At 66.4% G+C, this 18,004-nt stretch carries 15 protein-coding genes; 8 read left to right on the top strand and 7 right to left on the bottom strand.

Annotated features, from left to right (window positions below; translation table 11 throughout):
• Positions 1–84 precede the first annotated feature (84 nt).
• Positions 85–741, top strand: coding sequence for an alpha/beta hydrolase (locus NFE57_RS03750; RefSeq protein WP_252134223.1), 657 nt, complete (start codon positions 85–87; stop codon positions 739–741).
• 327 nt (positions 742–1,068) lie between these two features.
• Here NFE57_RS03750 and NFE57_RS03745 read toward each other — a convergent pair whose 3' ends face one another.
• Both NFE57_RS03745 and NFE57_RS03740 read right to left on the bottom strand, forming a co-directional pair.
• On the bottom strand, positions 1,069–2,736 hold the full coding sequence (locus tag NFE57_RS03745; protein ID WP_252134222.1) for an FMN-binding glutamate synthase family protein: 1,668 nt from the start codon (positions 2,734–2,736) through the stop codon (positions 1,069–1,071).
• A gap of 47 nt (positions 2,737–2,783) precedes the next feature.
• Positions 2,784–3,398 carry a TetR/AcrR family transcriptional regulator gene (locus tag NFE57_RS03740; RefSeq protein WP_252134221.1) on the bottom strand — a complete coding sequence of 205 codons (615 nt, stop codon included), beginning with the start codon at positions 3,396–3,398 and terminating at the stop codon, positions 2,784–2,786.
• A gap of 131 nt (positions 3,399–3,529) precedes the next feature.
• Between NFE57_RS03740 and NFE57_RS03735 the strand changes: the two genes are divergently transcribed.
• From NFE57_RS03735 to NFE57_RS03725, 3 genes are read left to right on the top strand one after another with little or no spacing between them, the layout of a single operon-like run.
• Positions 3,530–4,708, top strand: coding sequence for an efflux RND transporter periplasmic adaptor subunit (locus NFE57_RS03735; RefSeq protein ID WP_252134220.1), 1,179 nt, complete (start codon positions 3,530–3,532; stop codon positions 4,706–4,708).
• Positions 4,709–4,720: 12 nt separating this feature from the next.
• Complete coding sequence (locus tag NFE57_RS03730) at positions 4,721–7,897, top strand: multidrug efflux RND transporter permease subunit (protein ID WP_252134219.1); 3,177 nt, start codon at positions 4,721–4,723, stop codon at positions 7,895–7,897.
• A complete protein-coding gene (locus tag NFE57_RS03725; protein WP_252134218.1) occupies positions 7,890–9,308 on the top strand; it encodes an efflux transporter outer membrane subunit in 1,419 nt (472 codons plus the stop codon). Before NFE57_RS03730 ends, NFE57_RS03725 begins: the two co-directional genes overlap by 8 nt.
• On the opposite strand, the gene NFE57_RS03720 is transcribed toward NFE57_RS03725, so the two are convergent.
• Genes NFE57_RS03720 through NFE57_RS03700 form a run of 5 tightly spaced genes read right to left on the bottom strand, consistent with a single transcriptional unit; the run spans position 9,305 to position 13,586 of the window.
• Positions 9,305–10,354 (bottom strand): endonuclease/exonuclease/phosphatase family protein, encoded by a 1,050-nt coding sequence (locus NFE57_RS03720; protein WP_252134217.1) that lies wholly within the window; start codon positions 10,352–10,354, stop codon positions 9,305–9,307. The two genes, NFE57_RS03725 and NFE57_RS03720, sit on opposite strands and share 4 nt — an antisense overlap.
• A gap of 33 nt (positions 10,355–10,387) precedes the next feature.
• Positions 10,388–11,620 carry a glycosyltransferase family 4 protein gene (locus tag NFE57_RS03715; RefSeq protein WP_252134216.1) on the bottom strand — a complete coding sequence of 411 codons (1,233 nt, stop codon included), beginning with the start codon at positions 11,618–11,620 and terminating at the stop codon, positions 10,388–10,390.
• Positions 11,617–12,276 (bottom strand): DedA family protein, encoded by a 660-nt coding sequence (locus NFE57_RS03710; protein ID WP_252134215.1) that lies wholly within the window; start codon positions 12,274–12,276, stop codon positions 11,617–11,619. The genes NFE57_RS03715 and NFE57_RS03710 overlap by 4 nt, the downstream gene beginning before the upstream one ends.
• Positions 12,277–12,325: 49 nt before the next feature.
• The gene (locus NFE57_RS03705; RefSeq protein ID WP_252134214.1) at positions 12,326–13,060 is read right to left on the bottom strand and encodes an anti-sigma factor family protein; all 735 of its coding nucleotides are present in this window, start codon (positions 13,058–13,060) and stop codon (positions 12,326–12,328) included.
• Positions 13,050–13,586: a sigma-70 family RNA polymerase sigma factor gene (locus NFE57_RS03700; protein ID WP_252134213.1), complete on the bottom strand. Its 537-nt coding sequence runs from the start codon at positions 13,584–13,586 to the stop codon at positions 13,050–13,052. Before NFE57_RS03700 ends, NFE57_RS03705 begins: the two co-directional genes overlap by 11 nt.
• A gap of 175 nt (positions 13,587–13,761) precedes the next feature.
• On the opposite strand from NFE57_RS03700, the gene NFE57_RS03695 reads away from it, so the two are divergent.
• From NFE57_RS03695 to kdpB, 4 genes are all read left to right on the top strand, one after another.
• Positions 13,762–14,067, top strand: a complete 306-nt coding sequence (locus tag NFE57_RS03695; RefSeq protein WP_252134212.1) for a hypothetical protein — start codon at positions 13,762–13,764, stop codon at positions 14,065–14,067.
• An 88-nt stretch (positions 14,068–14,155) separates the two neighbouring features.
• Positions 14,156–14,245: a potassium-transporting ATPase subunit F gene (locus NFE57_RS03690; RefSeq protein WP_252134211.1), complete on the top strand. Its 90-nt coding sequence runs from the start codon at positions 14,156–14,158 to the stop codon at positions 14,243–14,245.
• 11 nt (positions 14,246–14,256) lie between these two features.
• Complete coding sequence (gene kdpA, locus NFE57_RS03685; RefSeq protein WP_252134210.1) at positions 14,257–15,960, top strand: potassium-transporting ATPase subunit KdpA; 1,704 nt, start codon at positions 14,257–14,259, stop codon at positions 15,958–15,960.
• Between the two features lie 10 nt (positions 15,961–15,970).
• Complete coding sequence (gene kdpB / locus NFE57_RS03680; RefSeq protein ID WP_252134209.1) at positions 15,971–18,001, top strand: potassium-transporting ATPase subunit KdpB; 2,031 nt, start codon at positions 15,971–15,973, stop codon at positions 17,999–18,001.
• Positions 18,002–18,004: the final 3 nt, after the last annotated feature.

Raw genomic sequence — 18,004 nt, 5'->3', positions numbered from 1 at the left:
CTTCCAGCAAGATTGCGAAACGGGGTCCGTCGCCTATATAGCGGCGACGATCTCCCGCGCCACTGCGCCAAGCCAACGAGTATTATGCCCGAAGTTATCTTTCCCGGCCCCGAGGGGCGCCTCGAAGGCCGCTTTTCCCCCGGACCGCGCCCGCGCGCGCCGGTGGCGATGATCCTGCACCCGCATCCCACCGCGGGCGGCACGATGAACAACCGGATGGTCATCGAACTGTACAAGACCTTCCAGCGGCGCGGTTTCGCGACGCTGCGGTTCAATTTCCGCGGCGTCGGCAAGAGCCAGGGCACGTTCGACAACGGCATCGGCGAATTGTCGGATGCCGCCAGCGCGCTCGATTGGGTGCAGAGCTTCCACCCCGAAGCGCAGACCACCTGGATCGCGGGCGTCAGCTTCGGCGCGTGGATCGGGATGCAGCTTTTGATGCGCCGGCCCGAAATCCGCGGCTTCATCTCGGTGGCGCCGCCCGCCAATATGTACGATTTCACCTTCCTCGCGCCGTGCCCGTCCTCGGGCATCATCATCCAGGGCGAAGGCGACGAAGTCGTCACGCCGAGCGCGGTGCAGAAGCTGGTCGACAAGCTGCGCACGCAAAAGCACATCACGATCCACCACGACGTGATCCCGCGCGCGAACCATTTCTTCGAGCATGAGATGACCGAGCTGATGAGCTCGGTCGACAATTATCTCGACATGCGGCTGGACCCCAACTCGCCGATCAAGTGAGGCGCCCCGCAGCGGATCAGCAGGTGCTGATCCGCGCTCAGCGGCGAGCCCGGCCGGCGGCGCCCCGGCGAGGCGTCGGCGTACGTGATGGACATATAGTGCGACCCGCGAACCAGGCCGCGCAATGAACCGGCCGCCGATCGTTGAGCGCCTGCCCTGACCCAATCGACCGCCGGCACCATCTTCGTTTTCGATGAGCATCGTCCCTGGATTATCTTTTGCTTGCCGTGACTTTCGAGTCGACAGATGATTCCATCCGGCTCGAAATCATACCAGCCCGAACTTCGTGCCCGGCAGTCGTCAAATCACCCGGTTACCGGTTGGGGATCAACGAAACCCTGCCCCACCGGTTGAGCCGCGCGATGGGAGACGCCCTGAAGCGCGGGCCTGAAGCGCGGGCGCGGCGTCGAAACTGTCGGCACGCGCCATGCGCCACGCATAGCTGTAGAAATCATGGTCGCCGGCACCGGTCAGGAGTTCGCCCGGCTCCAGCAGCACATGCAATTGCGAGAAGAGCCGGATCTCGGTCTGGTTGACGCGGCGCACCAGGTGATGCGGCCCGAGATCGCGCGGATGTTCCAACCCGGCGGCGGCGAGCATCTCCGAAAGCGCCGCCAGCGTGTTGCGATGGAAATTGCGGACCCGTTCCGCCTTGTCGGGCACGACCAGCGCGCGCTGGCGCGACGCATCCTGCGTCGCCACCCCCGTCGGACAGCGGTTGGTGTTGCAGCTTAGCGACTGGATGCAGCCGAGCGCGAACATGAAACCGCGCGCGGCATTGGCCCAATCGGCGCCGATCGCGAGCACGCTGGCGATGTCGAACGCGCTGACCAGCTTGCCCGCGGCACCGATCCTGATGCCCTGCCTGAGCCCGGCGCCGACCAGCGTATTGTGCACGAACAACAGCCCCTCGCGCATCGGCACACCGAGATGATCGGTAAATTCGAGCGGCGCCGCGCCGGTGCCGCCTTCGGCGCCATCGACCACGATGAAATCGGGGCGGATTCCGGTTTCGATCATCGCCTTGGCGATCCCCATGAATTCCCACGGGTGCCCGATGCACAGCTTGAACCCGACCGGCTTGCCGCCCGACAGGTGCCGCAATTGCGCGATGAAGTGCATCATCTCGATCGGGGTCGAAAAGGCGGTGTGGCGTGAGGGCGAAACACAATCCATGCCGATCGGAACCCCGCGTGTCGCAGCGATTTCGGCGGTCACCTTGGCGCCGGGCAGGATGCCGCCATGACCCGGCTTGGCGCCCTGGCTGAGCTTGATCTCAATCATCCGGACCTGCGGCGCGGCGGCCTGCGCGGCGAACCGTTCGGGGTCGAAATCACCGGTCGGCGTGCGGCATCCGAAATAGCCGCTGCCCAATTCCCAGATCAGGTCGCCGCCATGTTCGCGATGATAGGCGCTGATCCCGCCCTCACCGGTATCGTGGGCAAAACCGCCCATCCGGGCACCCCGATTCAGCGCGCGAACGGCGTTCGCGCTCAGCGAGCCGAAACTCATCGCGGAGATGTTCAGAATCGACGCCGAATAGGGCGCAGCGCATTGATCCCCACCGATCTCGATGCGAAAACTCTCCGGGTCAGCCGCCGCGAACGCCCGGATCGAGGGACTGATGAACTCATAACCGTTATCGTAGACGTCAAGCTGCGTCCCGAACGCGCGCTCGCTGCTCTCGTTCTTGGCGCGCGCATAAACGAGCGACCGCTGGCTGCGCGAAAAAGGGGTCCGGTCGTGATCGCTTTCAAGCAGATACTGGCGGATTTCCGGTCGAATCCATTCGATCAGCCAGCGAATGTTGCCGATGATGGGGTAATTGCGGCGAACCGAATGGCGACGCTGGATCAGGTCATGGACGCCCAGCAGCGATAGCGCCGTGGCGACCACGAACAGTGGCCAGAGCCCGGGACGGGTAACGAGCAACAGGCCCGATGCGACGGCAAGGACAACACACAGCGCGAGAACGGTAAAACGGCTGATCCGCAAAATTTCTCTCCCAGCGGCGGCTCGGCAGCCCACGCTCGCCGACCGCTTTACGCGGCAATATGATAATGTTCGAGAAACGGCGCGAGGCGCCAATTCAGGGCGTCGGCATTGGTGTCGTCGGGCGCGATGCCGAGCAACGCCCGTACCGGCGCATCGCACAGGACGATCGCGAAATAGAGGTCCGCGGCGTCCTGCGGGCGATCGATCCGGGCCTTGCCCGCCGCCGTCCAGCGGCGGAATGCCTCCGCCAGCCGCGCCACGAACCGCAAATGCACATCCTGGTTGAAGCGCCGGCCGAATTCGGGATCGCTCAGGCTCTGGGCGATCACCAGGCGCATGAGCGCGAGCGAGCGCGGGGTGGTGGCAAAAGCGTAATAACGCAGCGCCAGTTCACGCAGCACCGCCCCCGGACGCGTCTCCGCGGCGTAAATATCCTCCACGCCCTTCAGACCTTCATTGCGCGCCCGATCGACCACGGCGTACAAGAGGCCGTGCTTGTTTCCGAACAAATCGTACACCGTTGCCAACGAACCGCCCGATCGCTGCACGATGGCATTGACGCTGACCCGCTCAAAACCCTGCTCGAGGAACAGCGATTCGGCCGCGTCCAGGATGGCCTGCCGCCTGTCTTCTCGTCGTGTCGTATCGCGTCGGTCGTTCATTTCGGTCCCCACCCCTCTCTCGGTCCCCTCTTGGTTGTTGACGAGTAATGTACGTTACACTACTGGCGTCGCGCAAGCCAGAGCGCGGATCTCGATCAGGGCCGCTGCCGCTAACATGGGATAAGACAGATATGCGTCGTTTTGCCACATTGAGAAATGCGGCGTGCGCCCTGGCCGGTGCAGCAATGCTGACACTGGCGGGCTGCGCGGGCGAAGCGCCCCCACCCCCGCCGCCGCCCGAGGTCGGGATCGTGACGATTCGCGCGCAGCCGGTGACCAACGTCATCACGCTGCCCGGTCGCGTGCAGGCGGTGCGCACCGCCGAGGTCCGCGCGCGCGTCGACGGCATCGTCCAGCGCCGGCTCTACGAAGAAGGCACCGACGTTCGCGCGGGGCAAGCGCTGTTCGCGATCGATCCGCGCGAATTGCGCGCGAGCTTCAACGCCGTTCAGGCCTCGTTGGCGCGGGCGCAGGCCAATGCCGCCAACGCCCAGCAGGATGTCGACCGCTATCGCCCGCTGCTGGTCGATAACGCGATCAGCAAGCAGGAATATGATACCGCGGTTGCACGGCTGCGCTCGGCCCAGGCCGACGTCGCGCAGGCGCGGGCGCAGGTGGAAAGCGCGCGGCTGAGCCTTAGCTACACCACGGTGACGGCGCCGATTTCCGGCCGAGCCGGTCGCGCGCAGGTCACCGAAGGCGCGCTGGTGAGCGCTGCCGGCGGCACCTCGCTGACGACGATCGAGCAGATCGATCCGATCTACGTCAATTTCTCGCAATCGAGCTCGGACCTGATGGCGATCCGGCGCGACATCGCCAGCGGCCGTCTCGACCTTCCGGGGCTGAACCGGATCGCGGTTCAGCTCGAACTCGAAAACGGCGACAGTTACGGCATCGAAGGCCATATCGATTTCCTCGATCTCGCGATCGACGAAGCGACCGGCACCGCCGCACTGCGCGCCGAATTCCCCAATCCGGCGCGGCTGCTGCTGCCCGGCCAGTTCGTTCGTGCGCACCTTCAGGCCGGCATCAAGGCCGACGGCATCGTCGTGCCGCAGCGCGCGGTGACCGTGGGGCCGCAGGGCGGCACCGTGATGGTCGTCGGCGCCAAGGATATCGTCGAGGTGCGGCAGATCCGGCTTGGCGACCTGCAGGGCAGCAATTGGGTCGTGCTCGATGGGCTGCGGCCCGGCGACCGCGTGATCGTCTCGGGCCTGCAGAAAGTGCAGCCGGGCCAGCCGGTCCGCATCGCTGCCGCCGCCAAGGCGGCCCCCAAGGCCGCGCCCAAGCAACAGCCCGCCGCGCGCTGAGGACATCCGATCATGAGCCCCCGCTTCTTCATCGACCGGCCGATCTTCGCCTGGGTCGTTGCCTTGTGCATCTCGCTGGCCGGCGTGCTGACGCTGCAGGCGCTGCCGATCGAGCAATATCCGACCGTCGCGCCGCCGTCGCTCACCATCCGCGCCACCTATCCGGGCGCCGATGCCGCGACGCTCGAACAGAACGTCACGCAGGTCATCGAGCAGGAACTCAACGGCATCGAGGGCCTGCTCTACATGTCGTCGACGAGCAATTCGAACGGCTCGGCGGAAATCACGGTCACCTTCAAGACCGGCACCGATATCGACAAGGCCCAGATGGACGTCCAGAATCGGCTGACGCTGGTCGAACAGCGCCTGCCCGAAGAGGTGCGGCGTCAGGGCATTCCGGTGCAGGAGGCCAATGCCGGCTTCCTGATGCTCGTCGCGATCGGATCGAAATCCGGTGAAACCGGGCAGTTCGAGCTGGGCAATTTCGCCAACGCGCGGATCGTCGACGAATTGCGGCGCGTCGAAGGCGTCGGCAACGTGCAGGTCTTCGCCTCGCCTTACGCGATGCGCGTGTGGCTCGATCCGCAAAAACTCGCCAATTATCGCCTGTCCGCGGCCGAGGCCCTCGCCGCCGTGCAGGAACAGAACAGCCAGAGCCCCGGTGGTCAGCTCGGCGACCTGCCGGTGGCCGGCGGTACCGAACTCAACGCGACGATCCTGACGCAGAGCCGGTTCACCAACCCCGAGCAATTCGCCAAGATCATCCTGCGCGCCAACCCCGACGGCTCGGCGGTCACGCTGGGCGATGTCGCGCGGGTCGAACTCGGTGCGCAGACCTATCTGTTCGATTCGGAACTCAACGGAAAGCCCGTCGCCGGCGTCGCGATCCAGATGACGCCGGGCGCCAATGCGCTCGCCACCGCGGAAGGCGTCAAGGCGCGGCTGACGCAGCTCGCCACCACCTTCCCGCAGGACGTGAGCTGGTCGGTTCCCTACGACACCACGCTGTTCATCGACGCCTCGATCTCGGCGGTCGTCAAGACGCTGATCGAGGCGATGGTGCTCGTCTTCCTCGTCATGTTCCTGTTCCTCCAGAACTGGCGCGCGACGCTGATCCCGTCGATCGTCGTGCCGATCGCGCTCGCCGGCGCGTGTCTCGGCCTGTGGCTGTTTGGCTTTTCGATCAACGTGCTGACACTATTCGCGATGGTGCTCGCGATCGGCATTCTCGTCGACGATGCGATCGTCGTGATCGAGAATGTCGAACGGATCATGGTCGAGGAGGGACTCTCGCCCTATCACGCGACCGTGAAGGCGATGCGCCAGATCACCTCCGCCATCGTCGGCATCACGCTCGTTCTGATGGCGGTGTTTGTGCCGATGGCCTTCTTCCCCGGCTCGACCGGCGCCATCTACAAGCAATTCTCGGTCACGCTGATCGTGTCGATCGGCTTTTCGGCGCTGCTCGCGCTGACGCTGACCCCAGCGCTCTGCGCGACCTTCCTCAAGCCGCACGTTCCCGAGGATGAGCGCCAGCCGAACTGGTTCACCCGCCACACCGGGCGCTTCTTCGGCGGGTTCAACAACTGGTTCGGGCGGACGACCAACCGTTATCAGGGGCTGGTCGGCGGGATGCTCTCCACCCCGCTGCGCTGGCTCGGCGTGTTCGCGGCGATGCTCGTGCTGACGATGATCCTCTTCACCCGCCTGCCCGGCGGTTTCCTGCCCGTGGAAGATCAGGGCACCGTCATCACCGCGATCCAGGCCCCGCCGGGCGCGACGCGGGCGCGGACCGAGGAAGCCATCGCGCAAGTGAAGGCCTTCTACCGTGAGGAGAATGTCGTCGAGAATGTGTTCGTCGTGCGCGGCTTCAGCTTCTTCGGTCAGGGGCAGGCCAACGCGATCTCGTTCACCACGCTGACGCCCTGGAAGCAGCGCCCCGGCGCCGAGAACAGCTCAATCACTTTGGTCGGCAAGGCGATGGGGACGTTCAGCCAGATCAAGGAAGCGATGGTCTTCGCGCTCAATCCCCCCGCGATCCAAGAACTCGGCACCGCCAGCGGCTTCACCTTCAAGCTCGAGGATGTCGGCGGCAACGGCACGGCGGCGTTGCTCGCCGCGCGCAACCAGTTGCTCGGTGCCGCCAGCCAGAGCGCCTTGCTCGTCGGCGTTCGCCCCGAAGCGCAGGAAGATGCCCCGCAGCTTCGCGTGATGATCGATCGGATCAAGGCGCGCGCGCTCGGCCTGTCGATCGGCGACGTCAACGGCACGCTCGCGATCGCGTTCGGCAGCGCTTACGCCAACGACTTCACCCACGACGGCCGTGTGCTGCGTGTCATGCTCCAGGCCGACGCGCCGCATCGCATGACACCGGCGGACGTGCTCGCGCTCAAGGTCCGCAACGCGGCGGGCGAGATGGTGCCGTTCGGCTCGTTCACCCAGGTCGAATGGACCTCGGGCCCGCAACAGCTCCAGCGCTACAACGGCTATCCGGCCACCACCATTTCCGGCATGGCCGCCCCCGGCCGCTCGACCGGCGAGGCGATGGCCGAAATGGAACGGCTCGCCGCCGATCTGCCCGCGGGCTTCGCCTATGAATGGACCGGCATCTCGTTCGAGGAGAAGCAGTCGGGCGGCCAGATCGGCATGTTGCTCGGGCTGTCGTTCCTCGTCGTCTTCCTGCTGCTGGCGGCGCTGTACGAAAGCTGGGCGATCCCGGTATCGGTGCTGCTCGTCGTGCCATTGGGCGTGCTCGGGTCGATCCTGTTCACGATGATGCGCGGGCTATCGGCCGACGTCTATTTCAACGTCGGACTGATCACCATCATCGGGCTTGCCGCCAAGAACGCGATCCTGATCGTCGAATTCGCGATCGAACAGGAAGCCGAGGGCAAATCGCCGCTCGATGCAACGCTCGAGGCCGTGAAGCTGCGCCTGCGCCCGATCATCATGACGTCGCTCGCCTTCATCGGCGGCATGGTGCCGCTGTTCGTCGCCAGCGGCGCCGGGGCGGCCAGCCGGATCGCGGTCGGCACCGGCGTTGTCGGCGGCATGCTTGCCGCAACGTTGCTCGGCATCTTCTTCATCCCCGTTTTCTACCTCTCGGTGCGGCGCTGGCTCAGCAGCAAGCGTCCACCCGCGCCCGGTGAAGAACGGCACCACGACGACCCGGAGCCCGTCCATGCGTAAGGCGTTCGTTCTCACCCTCGCCGGCCTGCTCGCGGGCTGCCAGATGGCGCCGCCGCATGTGCGCCCCGATCTGCCCACCGCGACCGGCTATCCCGCCGCCTTTGCCGGCGACGTGACGCTCGGCCAGCGCGCGGTCGACATCGGCTGGCGCGATTTCTTCGCCGACCAGCAACTCCAGCAACTCGTCGCAACCGCGCTGGAGCATAACCGCGATCTCGCGATCGCCGTCGCCCGGATCGAGGAAGCGCGCGGGCTCAACCGTATCACCGACGCCGATCGCCTGCCGACATTGGGCGCATCCGGCGATGTCACGCGCAGCCGCACCCCCGGCGGCGCCACCGGCATCCCCGGCGCCGGCTCGGTCACCGACACGCGTTATGCGATCGGCGTCGGCGTTACCGGGTTCGAGCTCGATTTCTGGGGCCGGGTGAAGAACCTCTCGGACGCCGCGCGGGCGCGATATCTGGAGACGATCCAGGCCCAGCGCGCCTTCCGCCTCGTCCTGATCCGCGACGTCGCCTCGGCCTATTTCGCGGCGCGCGAGGCCGACGAACGCATCGCGCTGGCCGAAGCGACGGTGCGCAGCCGCCAGGAAGGCCTGCGCATCGCGCGGCGGCGGCTCGAAGCCGGCGTCACCTCGGCGCTCGATTTCCGTCAGTCGGAATCGCTGCTGACGCAGGCCGAGACCGAATTGGCGGGGCTCCGGCTCGCCAAGGCGCAGAACGAAAACAGCCTTGCGGTGTTGACCGGCGGGTCGCTGCCGGCCGCGCTGCCGCCCGCGCTGCCGCTGGCCGAACAGAAAAGCGGCGCGGTGATCGCCGCCGGCCTGCCGTCCGAACTGATGGTCACCCGGCCCGACATTCTCGCCGCCGAGGAACGGCTGCGCGCCGCGCGGGCCAATATCGGGGCAGCGCGCGCCGCCTTCTTCCCCAGCATTTCGCTGACCGGCAACCTCGGTTTCGCTTCCACCGCGCTGGACAATCTGGTCGGCAACGACGGCTTGAGCTGGGGCTTCGGCCCGACCATCAGCCTGCCGATCTTCGACGGCGGCCGCCGCACCGGCAATCTCACCGTCGCCGAAGCGCGCGAGGATATCGCGATCGCCGATTATGAAGGCACGCTGCAACAGGCGTTCCGCGACGTCGCCAATGCGCTCGCGGGGCGGCGCTGGCTCGCCAATCAGGTGGCGTCGCAGATGCGCGAGACCGAGGCCCAGCGCCAGATCGCCTTCCTCGCCCGCACGCGATACCGCGAGGGGGTCGTCAATTATCTCGAAGTGCTCGATGCCGAGCGCAACCTGTTCGCCGCCGAACAGGCGCTGATCCGGGTCCGCCGCAGCGAACTCGACAATCTCGTCTCGCTCTACGTCGCCCTGGGCGGCGGGGCGCTGGAGACCAGCGCGACCGGTTAATCCCAGCTCAGCCGGTAGGTGACCAGAAACCCGTCATGATCGGAAAGACGCGGGCTGCCCGGCGATCCGTCGAACCGCGATTCGACCTTCACCGGGGTGACCGTCACGCTCGCCCCCGAATCGAACAATTGCAGATCCTGCGTATCCATCCACGGTTCGTCGCCGTCCCATGACATCCGCACATCGCAGGTCGCGGGCCGGTCGACACAATATTGATGGACGAGCGCCAGCGGCTGGCTTGCGCGGAAACGCAGGAAACGCAGTTGGTCGTGGCGCATGTTGAAGTCGCCGCCGAGGATCAGCGGGGTATCGTTGAGCGCGACCCCGTCGATAAAATCGCTCAGCACGTCGGTCTGAAGCTGATGCGCCGCGCTATGGCGCTTGCGTGAAACCCCCGAGGCCGCTTGCGAATTCATATGCGTGTTGAACAGGTCGATCGCCTCGGGCACGCCGGGGATATGAATGCGGGCGTGCAGCACCCCCTTGTTGCTCAGGCAATCGATCCCGGCGCAGCGACGCCCGCCGAAAGCCTCCGAGCCGCTGGCCACGATCGGATAGCGGCTGAGGATGGCGAGGCCGCTCGACGCCAGGTGAATGCCGATTTCGCCTTTGCCCCAGACAAAGGGCCCTCTCATCCGGCCCGTGCTGGGCCGCGCCGGTTTCTGCGTCCGCGACGGGCCGAAAACGGCGTTGGCGTAAGGCATATTTTCCACCGCGCGGGTGGCGGCGGGGCTGAACATTTCCTGGATCAGGACGATATCGGGCGCATGGCCCTGTGCCGCCATATCGCGGAGTATCGCGCTGATCCGGTGCAGCGACGGCGCCCGCCCCCTGCGCGCCGGCCAGGCCAGCCCCTCGATATTGAAGGTCAGCACCGTGAGGGTGGTGCTATGCCCGCCACCGTTCGTAGCGACGATCCTCGGCCCCGTTGCGCGATCGACAGGTGTCAGGCGAGGCTGCGGCAGCGCCGCGCAACCGGCGAGCAACACCGACAGGCCGAGCGCCATCGTCTGGAAAGCCCGCCGCGGGAAGCCTGTCACCGTCATGCGGCGCGCCTTACCGCTTTGCCGGTTGCCGCGCTACGCCACGTGTTCGCCTGAACGGGGCGGCGCGCGCAGGCTGGCGCGATAGGCGCTCAGCACGTCGCGCGACACATCATCCCAGGAAAAACGGTTCGCGGCCTCGCTCGCCGCTCCACCCAGGGCGCGGCGACATTCCGGAGACAGGATCAGCCGCTCCACCGCCGCGACATAGCCATCGACGTCGATGGGCGGCACGAGCAGGCCATTCTCGCCCGGATCGATCAACGAGCAGGCGCTGGGCACATCCGCGGCGACGATCGCCAGCCCGGCCGCCATCGCTTCGAGCGTGACGTTGCCGAACGCCTCGGTGATGCTGGGGTTGATCAGGATGTCCGCGCTGGCGACCGCGCGTCCCAATGCGGCACCAGACAGGTGGCCGAGAAAATCGGCGTCGGGCAGCCAGTGCGCGAACAGGTCCCGCGCCGGGCCGTCGCCCACGATCATCGGCCGCAGCCTGTGCCCGCGCGCGCGCGCCGCCTCGACGATCTCGGCAAAGATATCGAGCCCCTTCTCGCGAACGAGGCGGCCGAAGAACAGCACGACAATATCGTCATCGGCATAGCCGCGCCGCCGCCGCCATTCGGGATCGCGATTGGACGGGTGAAACACCGCCCTGTCCACGCCCCGCCCCCATGGACTGACGTGATCCAGCCCCTGCGCGCGAAACTCCGCCGCAATCGCCTGATTGGGCACCAATATCCGGTCGCTGGCCGCGTAGAATCGGCGCAGATACGCCTCGGCATAGGGCTTCAGAAAGCCCAGCCGATAATGTTCGAAATAGGTCTCGAAGCGCGTGTGCAGGCTGGTCACCACCGGCACCGCCAGCGTCCGCGCAAAACGCTGTGCCGCTCGTCCGAGCAAATCAGGCGCCGAGAGATGGACGATATCGGGCTGGAACCGCCTGATGTCGTGGCGGATCGCCTTGGGCAACCCCAGTGCCAGGCGATATTCCGGGCGTCCCGGAATCGCGATCGACGGCACCGACACCAGCGTTCCGGTCGCCGTGAAAGCGGGATTGGCGATCGTCGGCGAATAGACCCTCACCTGCGCGCCCGCCGTATCGGTCAGATAGCCCACCAACCGGTTGAGCGCCTGGTTGGCGCCATCGCGCACACAATTGTAATTGCCCGAAAACAGCGCGACGCGCAGTGGCGCTTCCGGCGCGCGAAGGGGTTGCGAGGGAGCAGGATCATGCTCGGCTCGGGCCCGCGTGGCGGCAAACACCGTCATTGCGCTTCAACGCGCGCCGGCTTGCGCACCGGCCTTTCGAGGCGCGCGGTCAGCATCCGAATCCCCGCCAGCGGGCCGACCAGACACAACAACACGATCACGCCGGCCGCCAGCGTCCACTGCCAGCCGGACAATTGATCGAGCCCGTCAATCTTGCGCGCGGTAAAATAGCCGGGCGCCAGCATGACCGGTACCCAGACCAGCGCCGAGACGACATTGGCCAGTTGGAAAGGCCGCTGCGGCATCCGCATCACCCCCGCGACCAGCGGAATGGTCGACCGGATCGGCCCCAGAAACCGCCCGACCAGCACCGACCAGAAACCGTATTTGCGGAAGAACAGCCGCGCGCGGGCCACCATCGCCCGATGCTTGCGCAGCGGCGAACGGTAATAGAGCCGCCGGCCCGACCATCGGCCGAGCGCATAGGACATGGCATCGCCCAGCACCGATCCGGCGACCGACCACAGCAACACCGGCAGCGGATCGATCAGCCCGCTGCCGATCAGCCCGCCGATCATCAGCATCAGCGCCGTCGCGGGCACGAACAGCCCGACGATCGCCAGCGATTCGCCAAAGGCAATCAGCCCGAGCACCGGCCCGGCCCACATCCGGTGGTTCTCCACGAAAGCGGCAAGATGCTGGAAGATCAGGTCCATGACGAACCCACGGCGATGTCGCCGGAAAAGCGCAAAACCGGAACCATGATCAGGCCAGTATATTGTCGGCGAGATCGTCGGCGGCGCGGTCGATCTCGGCTGCCGGCTCGGCGCCGACCAACGCATAGCCCACGCCATCGCGGTTCCAATAGGCGACGGCATCGTCGCCGCGCTGGATCGCGACCGGTTCCGTCGCCTCGTCGCGCCCGCTGCGCTGCGCGAACATCGAGACGACCCGCGCGGCATCGGTTCGGATCATGATCTGGAGCGCCGGGCCGGAATCGGCGGGAAACAATTGCACGTCGGTAATCTGCCACCCGTCGGGCAGAACCGGCATCCGGATATTGGTCGAGCGCATCACCTCATGGGCATCGAAATGCGCATTCTCGACCTGCGACGGCATCGCCGCGCGCATCAGCCCGATCCGGTGCGACATCACCGCATCGCCGACATAAGCGGGCACGTCGTCCTGCAACACCGATGGAATCAGAAACGCGGCAACAGCCGCCGCGCTCGCCAGGCCGACGACACCCCGCCATCGCCACCGGCGCCGCGCGATGCGCTGGCGCAACCGCTCGGCGCTCGTCACCATCGTCGGCCCCAACGGGCGATCGTCGTGCAGTGCAAGCCCCAGGGCGCTGCGCAGCCGCAGATCCGCCATCACACGGGCAGCCGCCGCACCGTCGCGCGCCAGATACTCCTCGACTGCCATACGGCGCACGGGTTCGAGTTCGTCGTCGATATAGGCGTGGATTTCCAGTTCGGACACCGCGTCAGACGTCATCCTTGCCTCCCACCACACGCAATGCGCGAACCGCCCCGCCCTCGGCGTCCGATTCGAGCGACCGCAACGCGGCGCGCGCGCGGCTGAGGCGCGACATCACCGTTCCCACCGGCACGTCGAGCACCGCCGCCGCATCGCGATAACTGAGCCCTTCGACGCTGATCAGATGCAGCGTCTCGCGCTGGGTCTCGGGCAATGCCTCGAACCGCGCGAGCACCTGCGCGAGATAGGCCTGATGTTCCTGCGCTGCCCGTTCGTGATCCGCCGCCAGCAGCGCAAGCCGCTCATGCCGCTCGTGGTCGGCCTTCGCGCGCCGGGTCGCGTCGAGAAAGCGGTTGCGGACGATCGCCAGCAGCCAGCCCTTCAGCGAGCCATCGGTGCGAAACGTCTCGGCGCGATCATAGGCCGAAAGCAACGCATCCTGGACGATATCGTCCGCCGCATCCACATCGCGGCTGAGCGCGCGCGCATAGCGCCGCATCGCCGGGATATGCTCGATCGGATTATGCTTGGTGCGAAACGCCATGGTCCTAATACGATGCAGCCCCGGCTTTTATTCCATCGACGCGAAATTTAATCGCAATTCGCCCCGCGATCCCCATGATCTTTATGGAATCCTTATGGAACACGGGAGTTTTCCCGTGGAACCTTAATCCCCTGCCGCGCCACATAACCTCCGTTACCGGCATGGGACATCGACCGTGTATGCCGCCTTACAGCGTCTCCGATCGGGGCAGCGATGGCTTGCGGCCGATCTCGCGATCCGCACGCTTGGCTGCGGCTTGCTCGGGTTGTGTGCGGCCGCGGTCTGGTGGCTCTACACCGCCGTCCAGCACGCGCCGTCGCAGCCGGCCGACCTGCGCGACCTCGCTGCGGCAATGCTCGCGGTCTTGTGCTGGGCAGGTGGGTGGGTCGCGCTCGCCGAAGGGCAAAAGCTGTTCCAGCTCGTCGAAATACCTGGCCGCGACGGCCAGATCGACCCGATCAACAAGGGGATTTCATTGTGACCGATGTGCTGTGGCTTGGCGCGCTCGCCGGCCTGTTCGTGCTGACGCTCGGCTATCTCCACTTGTGCGACAAAGCCTGAGCGGGCGCATGACACTCCACCTCCTGCTCGCCGGGTTCACCGTGCTCGCGCTCCTCATCTATCTCGTGGCCGTGCTGGTGCGGCCCGAACGTTTCTAGAAGGCGCCGCCATGACCGTTCAGGGCTGGGCGACGATCGCCCTGTTCATCGCCATCGTGATCGCGCTCGCCAGGCCGATGGGGCTGTGGCTGTTCGCGCTGTACGAGGGGCGGCGGACGCCGCTGTACCGCCTGCTCGGCCCGGTCGAGCGCGGTTTCTACCGCCTCGCCGGGGTCGATCCCGATCGCGAGCAGAGCTGGCGCGTTTACGCCGCGCACATGCTCGTGTTCCAGCTTGCCGGGCTGCTGTTCACCTATGCCATCCTGCGACTGCAGGCGGTGCTGCCGCTCGATCCGCGCGGCCTGCCAGCGGTGAGGGCCGACGGCGCGTTCAACACCGCGATCAGCTTCACCACCAACACCAACTGGCAATGGTATGCGGGCGAGGCCACGCTTTCCAACCTCAGCCAGATGCTGGGGCTCACGATCCATAATTTTCTGTCGGCCGCGACCGGGATCGCGATCGCCTTCGCGCTGTTCCGCGGTTTCGCGCGACGCGAGGCTAGCGGGATCGGCAATTTCTGGGCCGATATCACGCGCGTGACGCTCTACCTGCTGGTGCCGCTCTGCCTCGTTTATGCGCTGTTCCTGATCGCCAGTGGCGTCCCCCAGACCTTCGCCGCCGCGATCGACGCGACGACGCTGGAGGGCGCGAAGCAGACGATCGTGCTCGGCCCCGTCGCCGGACAGGAAGCGATCAAGCTGCTCGGCACCAATGGCGGCGGCTTCTTCAACGCCAATTCGGCGCACCCGTTCGAGAACCCTGGCGCGCTCACCAATATCGTGCAGATGGTGTCGATCCTCGTGATCGGTGCGGGGCTCACCTGGACGTTCGGCAAGGCGGTCGGCAACACGCGGCAAGGCTGGGCGATCCTTGCGGCGATGACGACGCTGCTGATCGCGGGCATCACCATCGTCTATTGGCAGGAAGCCGCGGGCAACCCGGTCCTCCACGGCCTCGGCCTCGCCGGCGGCAATATGGAGGGCAAGGAGGTCCGCTTCGGCATTGTTGCCAGCGCGATCTTTGCGGTGGTAACGACGGCGGCATCGTGCGGCGCGGTCAATGCGATGCACGACAGCTTCACCGCATTGGGCGGGATGATCCCGCTGTTCAACATGCAACTCGGCGAGATCGTCATCGGCGGCGTCGGTGCCGGGATCTACGGCTTCCTGCTGTTCGCCATCCTCGCGGTGTTCGTCGCCGGGCTGATGGTCGGGCGCACCCCCGAATATGTCGGCAAGAAGATCGAGGCGCGCGAGGTCAAGCTCGCGGTGCTGGCGATCGCGGTGCTGCCCTTGTCCATCCTCGGGCTGACGGCGCTGGCGTCGGTGCTGCCGCAGGGGCTGGCGGGGCCATTGAACAAGGGGCCGCACGGCTTTTCCGAGATCCTCTATGCGTTCAGTTCGGCGACCGGCAATAACGGCTCCGCCTTTGCCGGGCTCAGCGCAAGCACACCCTTTTACAACGGCCTGCTGGGCGTCGCGATGTGGATCGGGCGGTTCTTCGTGATCGTGCCGGTGCTGGCCATCGCCGGCTCACTCGCCGCCAAGAAGGTCGTCCCCGAAACCGCGGGCTCGTTCCCCACCACCGGGCCGCTGTGGGTCGGGCTGCTGATCGGGATCATCCTGATCCTCGGCGGGCTGACCTTCCTTCCCAGCCTCGCGCTCGGCCCCGTCGCCGATCACCTCGCGATGCTCAACGGCCAGCTTTTCTAAGGGCGCCGCCATGACGACCACCCCCGCGATCTTCTCCACCGACCTCGTCCTGCTCGCGATCCGCGATGCGGTCGGCAAGCTCGATCCGCGCCTGCTGGTGACAAACCCGGTGCTGTTCACCACCGCCGTCGTCGCGTTGCTGCTCACGGTGCTGCTGGTGCTCGGCGACGAAGGCGTGGCGCTCGGGTTTCAGATCCAGCTCATTATCTGGCTGTGGCTGACGGTGCTGTTCGGCACCTTCGCCGAGGCGCTCGCCGAGGGCCGGGGCCGTGCGCAGGCGGCGGCATTGCGCGCCACCAAGACCGACCTCACCGCCAAATTGTTGGCACCCAGGGGTGATGGGTTCGAAGTGATCGCGGCCGCGCGCCTCCAGAAGAACGCGATGGTTCTGGTCGAAGCCGGCGATCTGATCCCGGCCGACGGCGAGGTGATCGAGGGCGTCGCCTCGGTCAACGAAGCCGCGATCACCGGCGAAAGCGCACCCGTCATCCGTGAAGCGGGCGGCGATCGCTCGGCGGTGACCGCGGGCACGCGCGTGCTTTCCGATCGCCTCACGATCCGCGTCACGCAGGAACCCGGTCAGGGCTTTCTCGATCGCATGATCGCGCTGGTCGAAGGCGCCGAACGGCAAAAGACCCCCAATGAGATCGCGCTCACCATCCTGCTCGTCGGGCTGACGATCATCTTCCTGATCGTGGTCGCGACGATCCCCGGCTTTGCCGCTTATGCCGGGGGGACGATCCCGGTCAGCGAACTCGCCGCACTGCTCGTCACGCTGATCCCGACGACGATCGCGGCCTTGCTGTCGGCAATCGGCATCGCGGGGATGGACCGGCTGGTGCGCTTCAACGTCATGGCCAAATCAGGTCGCGCGGTGGAGGCGGCGGGCGATGTCGACATGCTGCTGCTCGACAAGACCGGCACGATCACTGTCGGCGACCGGCAGGCGAGTGCGTTTCACCCGCTCGCAGGCGTCGATCGCGATCGTCTTGCCAACGCCGCGCTGCGCGCCAGCCTCGCCGACGACACCCCCGAAGGCCGCTCGATCGTCGTGCTTGCCCAGCAGGCGCACGGCATTATCCCCCACAAGCTGCCCGACGATGCCGAGATCATCGCCTTCACCGCGCAGACCCGGCTGTCGGGGGTTCGGATCGGCGCGACGCTGATCCAGAAGGGCGCGGTCGACGCGGTGCTGCGCGCAAACCCGGCCAGTGTCGAGACGGCGACGGCCACCGAACTCCGCCGGATCGCCGATCAGATCGCGCGATCGGGGATGACCCCGCTCGCGGTGGCGCGCGACGGCCGGTTGCTCGGCGTCATCGCGCTCAAGGACGTGGTCAAACCCGGCGTGCGCGAGCGCTTCGCCGAGCTGCGCCGGATGGGCATCCGCACGGTGATGATCACCGGCGACAACCCGCTGACCGCCGCGTCGATCGCCGCCGAGGCCGGGGTCGACGATTTCCTTGCCGAGGCGACGCCCGAGGACAAACTCGCGCTGATCCGCCGCGAACAGCAGGGCGGCAGGCTGATCGCGATGTGCGGCGACGGCACCAACGACGCGCCCGCGCTCGCCCAGGCCGATGTCGGCGTGGCGATGAACACCGGCACGCAGGCCGCGCGCGAGGCGGGCAACATGGTCGATCTCGACAGCGACCCCACCAAGCTGATCGAGATCGTCGGGCTCGGCAAGCAATTGCTGATGACCCGCGGCGCGCTCACCACTTTCTCGATCGCCAACGATATCGCCAAATATTTCGCGATCATCCCGGCGATTTTCGTCATCCTCTATCCGGGCCTCGGGGTGCTCAATGTGATGGGGCTCGCCAGCCCGCGCTCGGCGATCCTGTCGGCGATCATCTTCAACGCGCTGATCATACCCTGCCTCGTGCCGCTCGCGCTCAGGGGGGTGCGCTATCGCCCGGTCGGCGCGGGGCGGCTGCTCGCACGCAACCTCTCGATCTACGGCCTCGGCGGTATTCTCGCGCCGTTCGTCGGCATCAAGCTGATCGATCTCGCCATCACCGGCCTCCATCTCGCCTGAGGA

Origin of the sequence: Hephaestia sp. MAHUQ-44, from assembly GCF_023806085.1 — a bacterium.
GTDB lineage: Bacteria > Pseudomonadota > Alphaproteobacteria > Sphingomonadales > Sphingomonadaceae > Sphingomonas.
The sequence above is the reverse complement of the archived record's forward strand: the minus strand, read 5'-3'. Positions and strand labels throughout refer to the sequence as shown.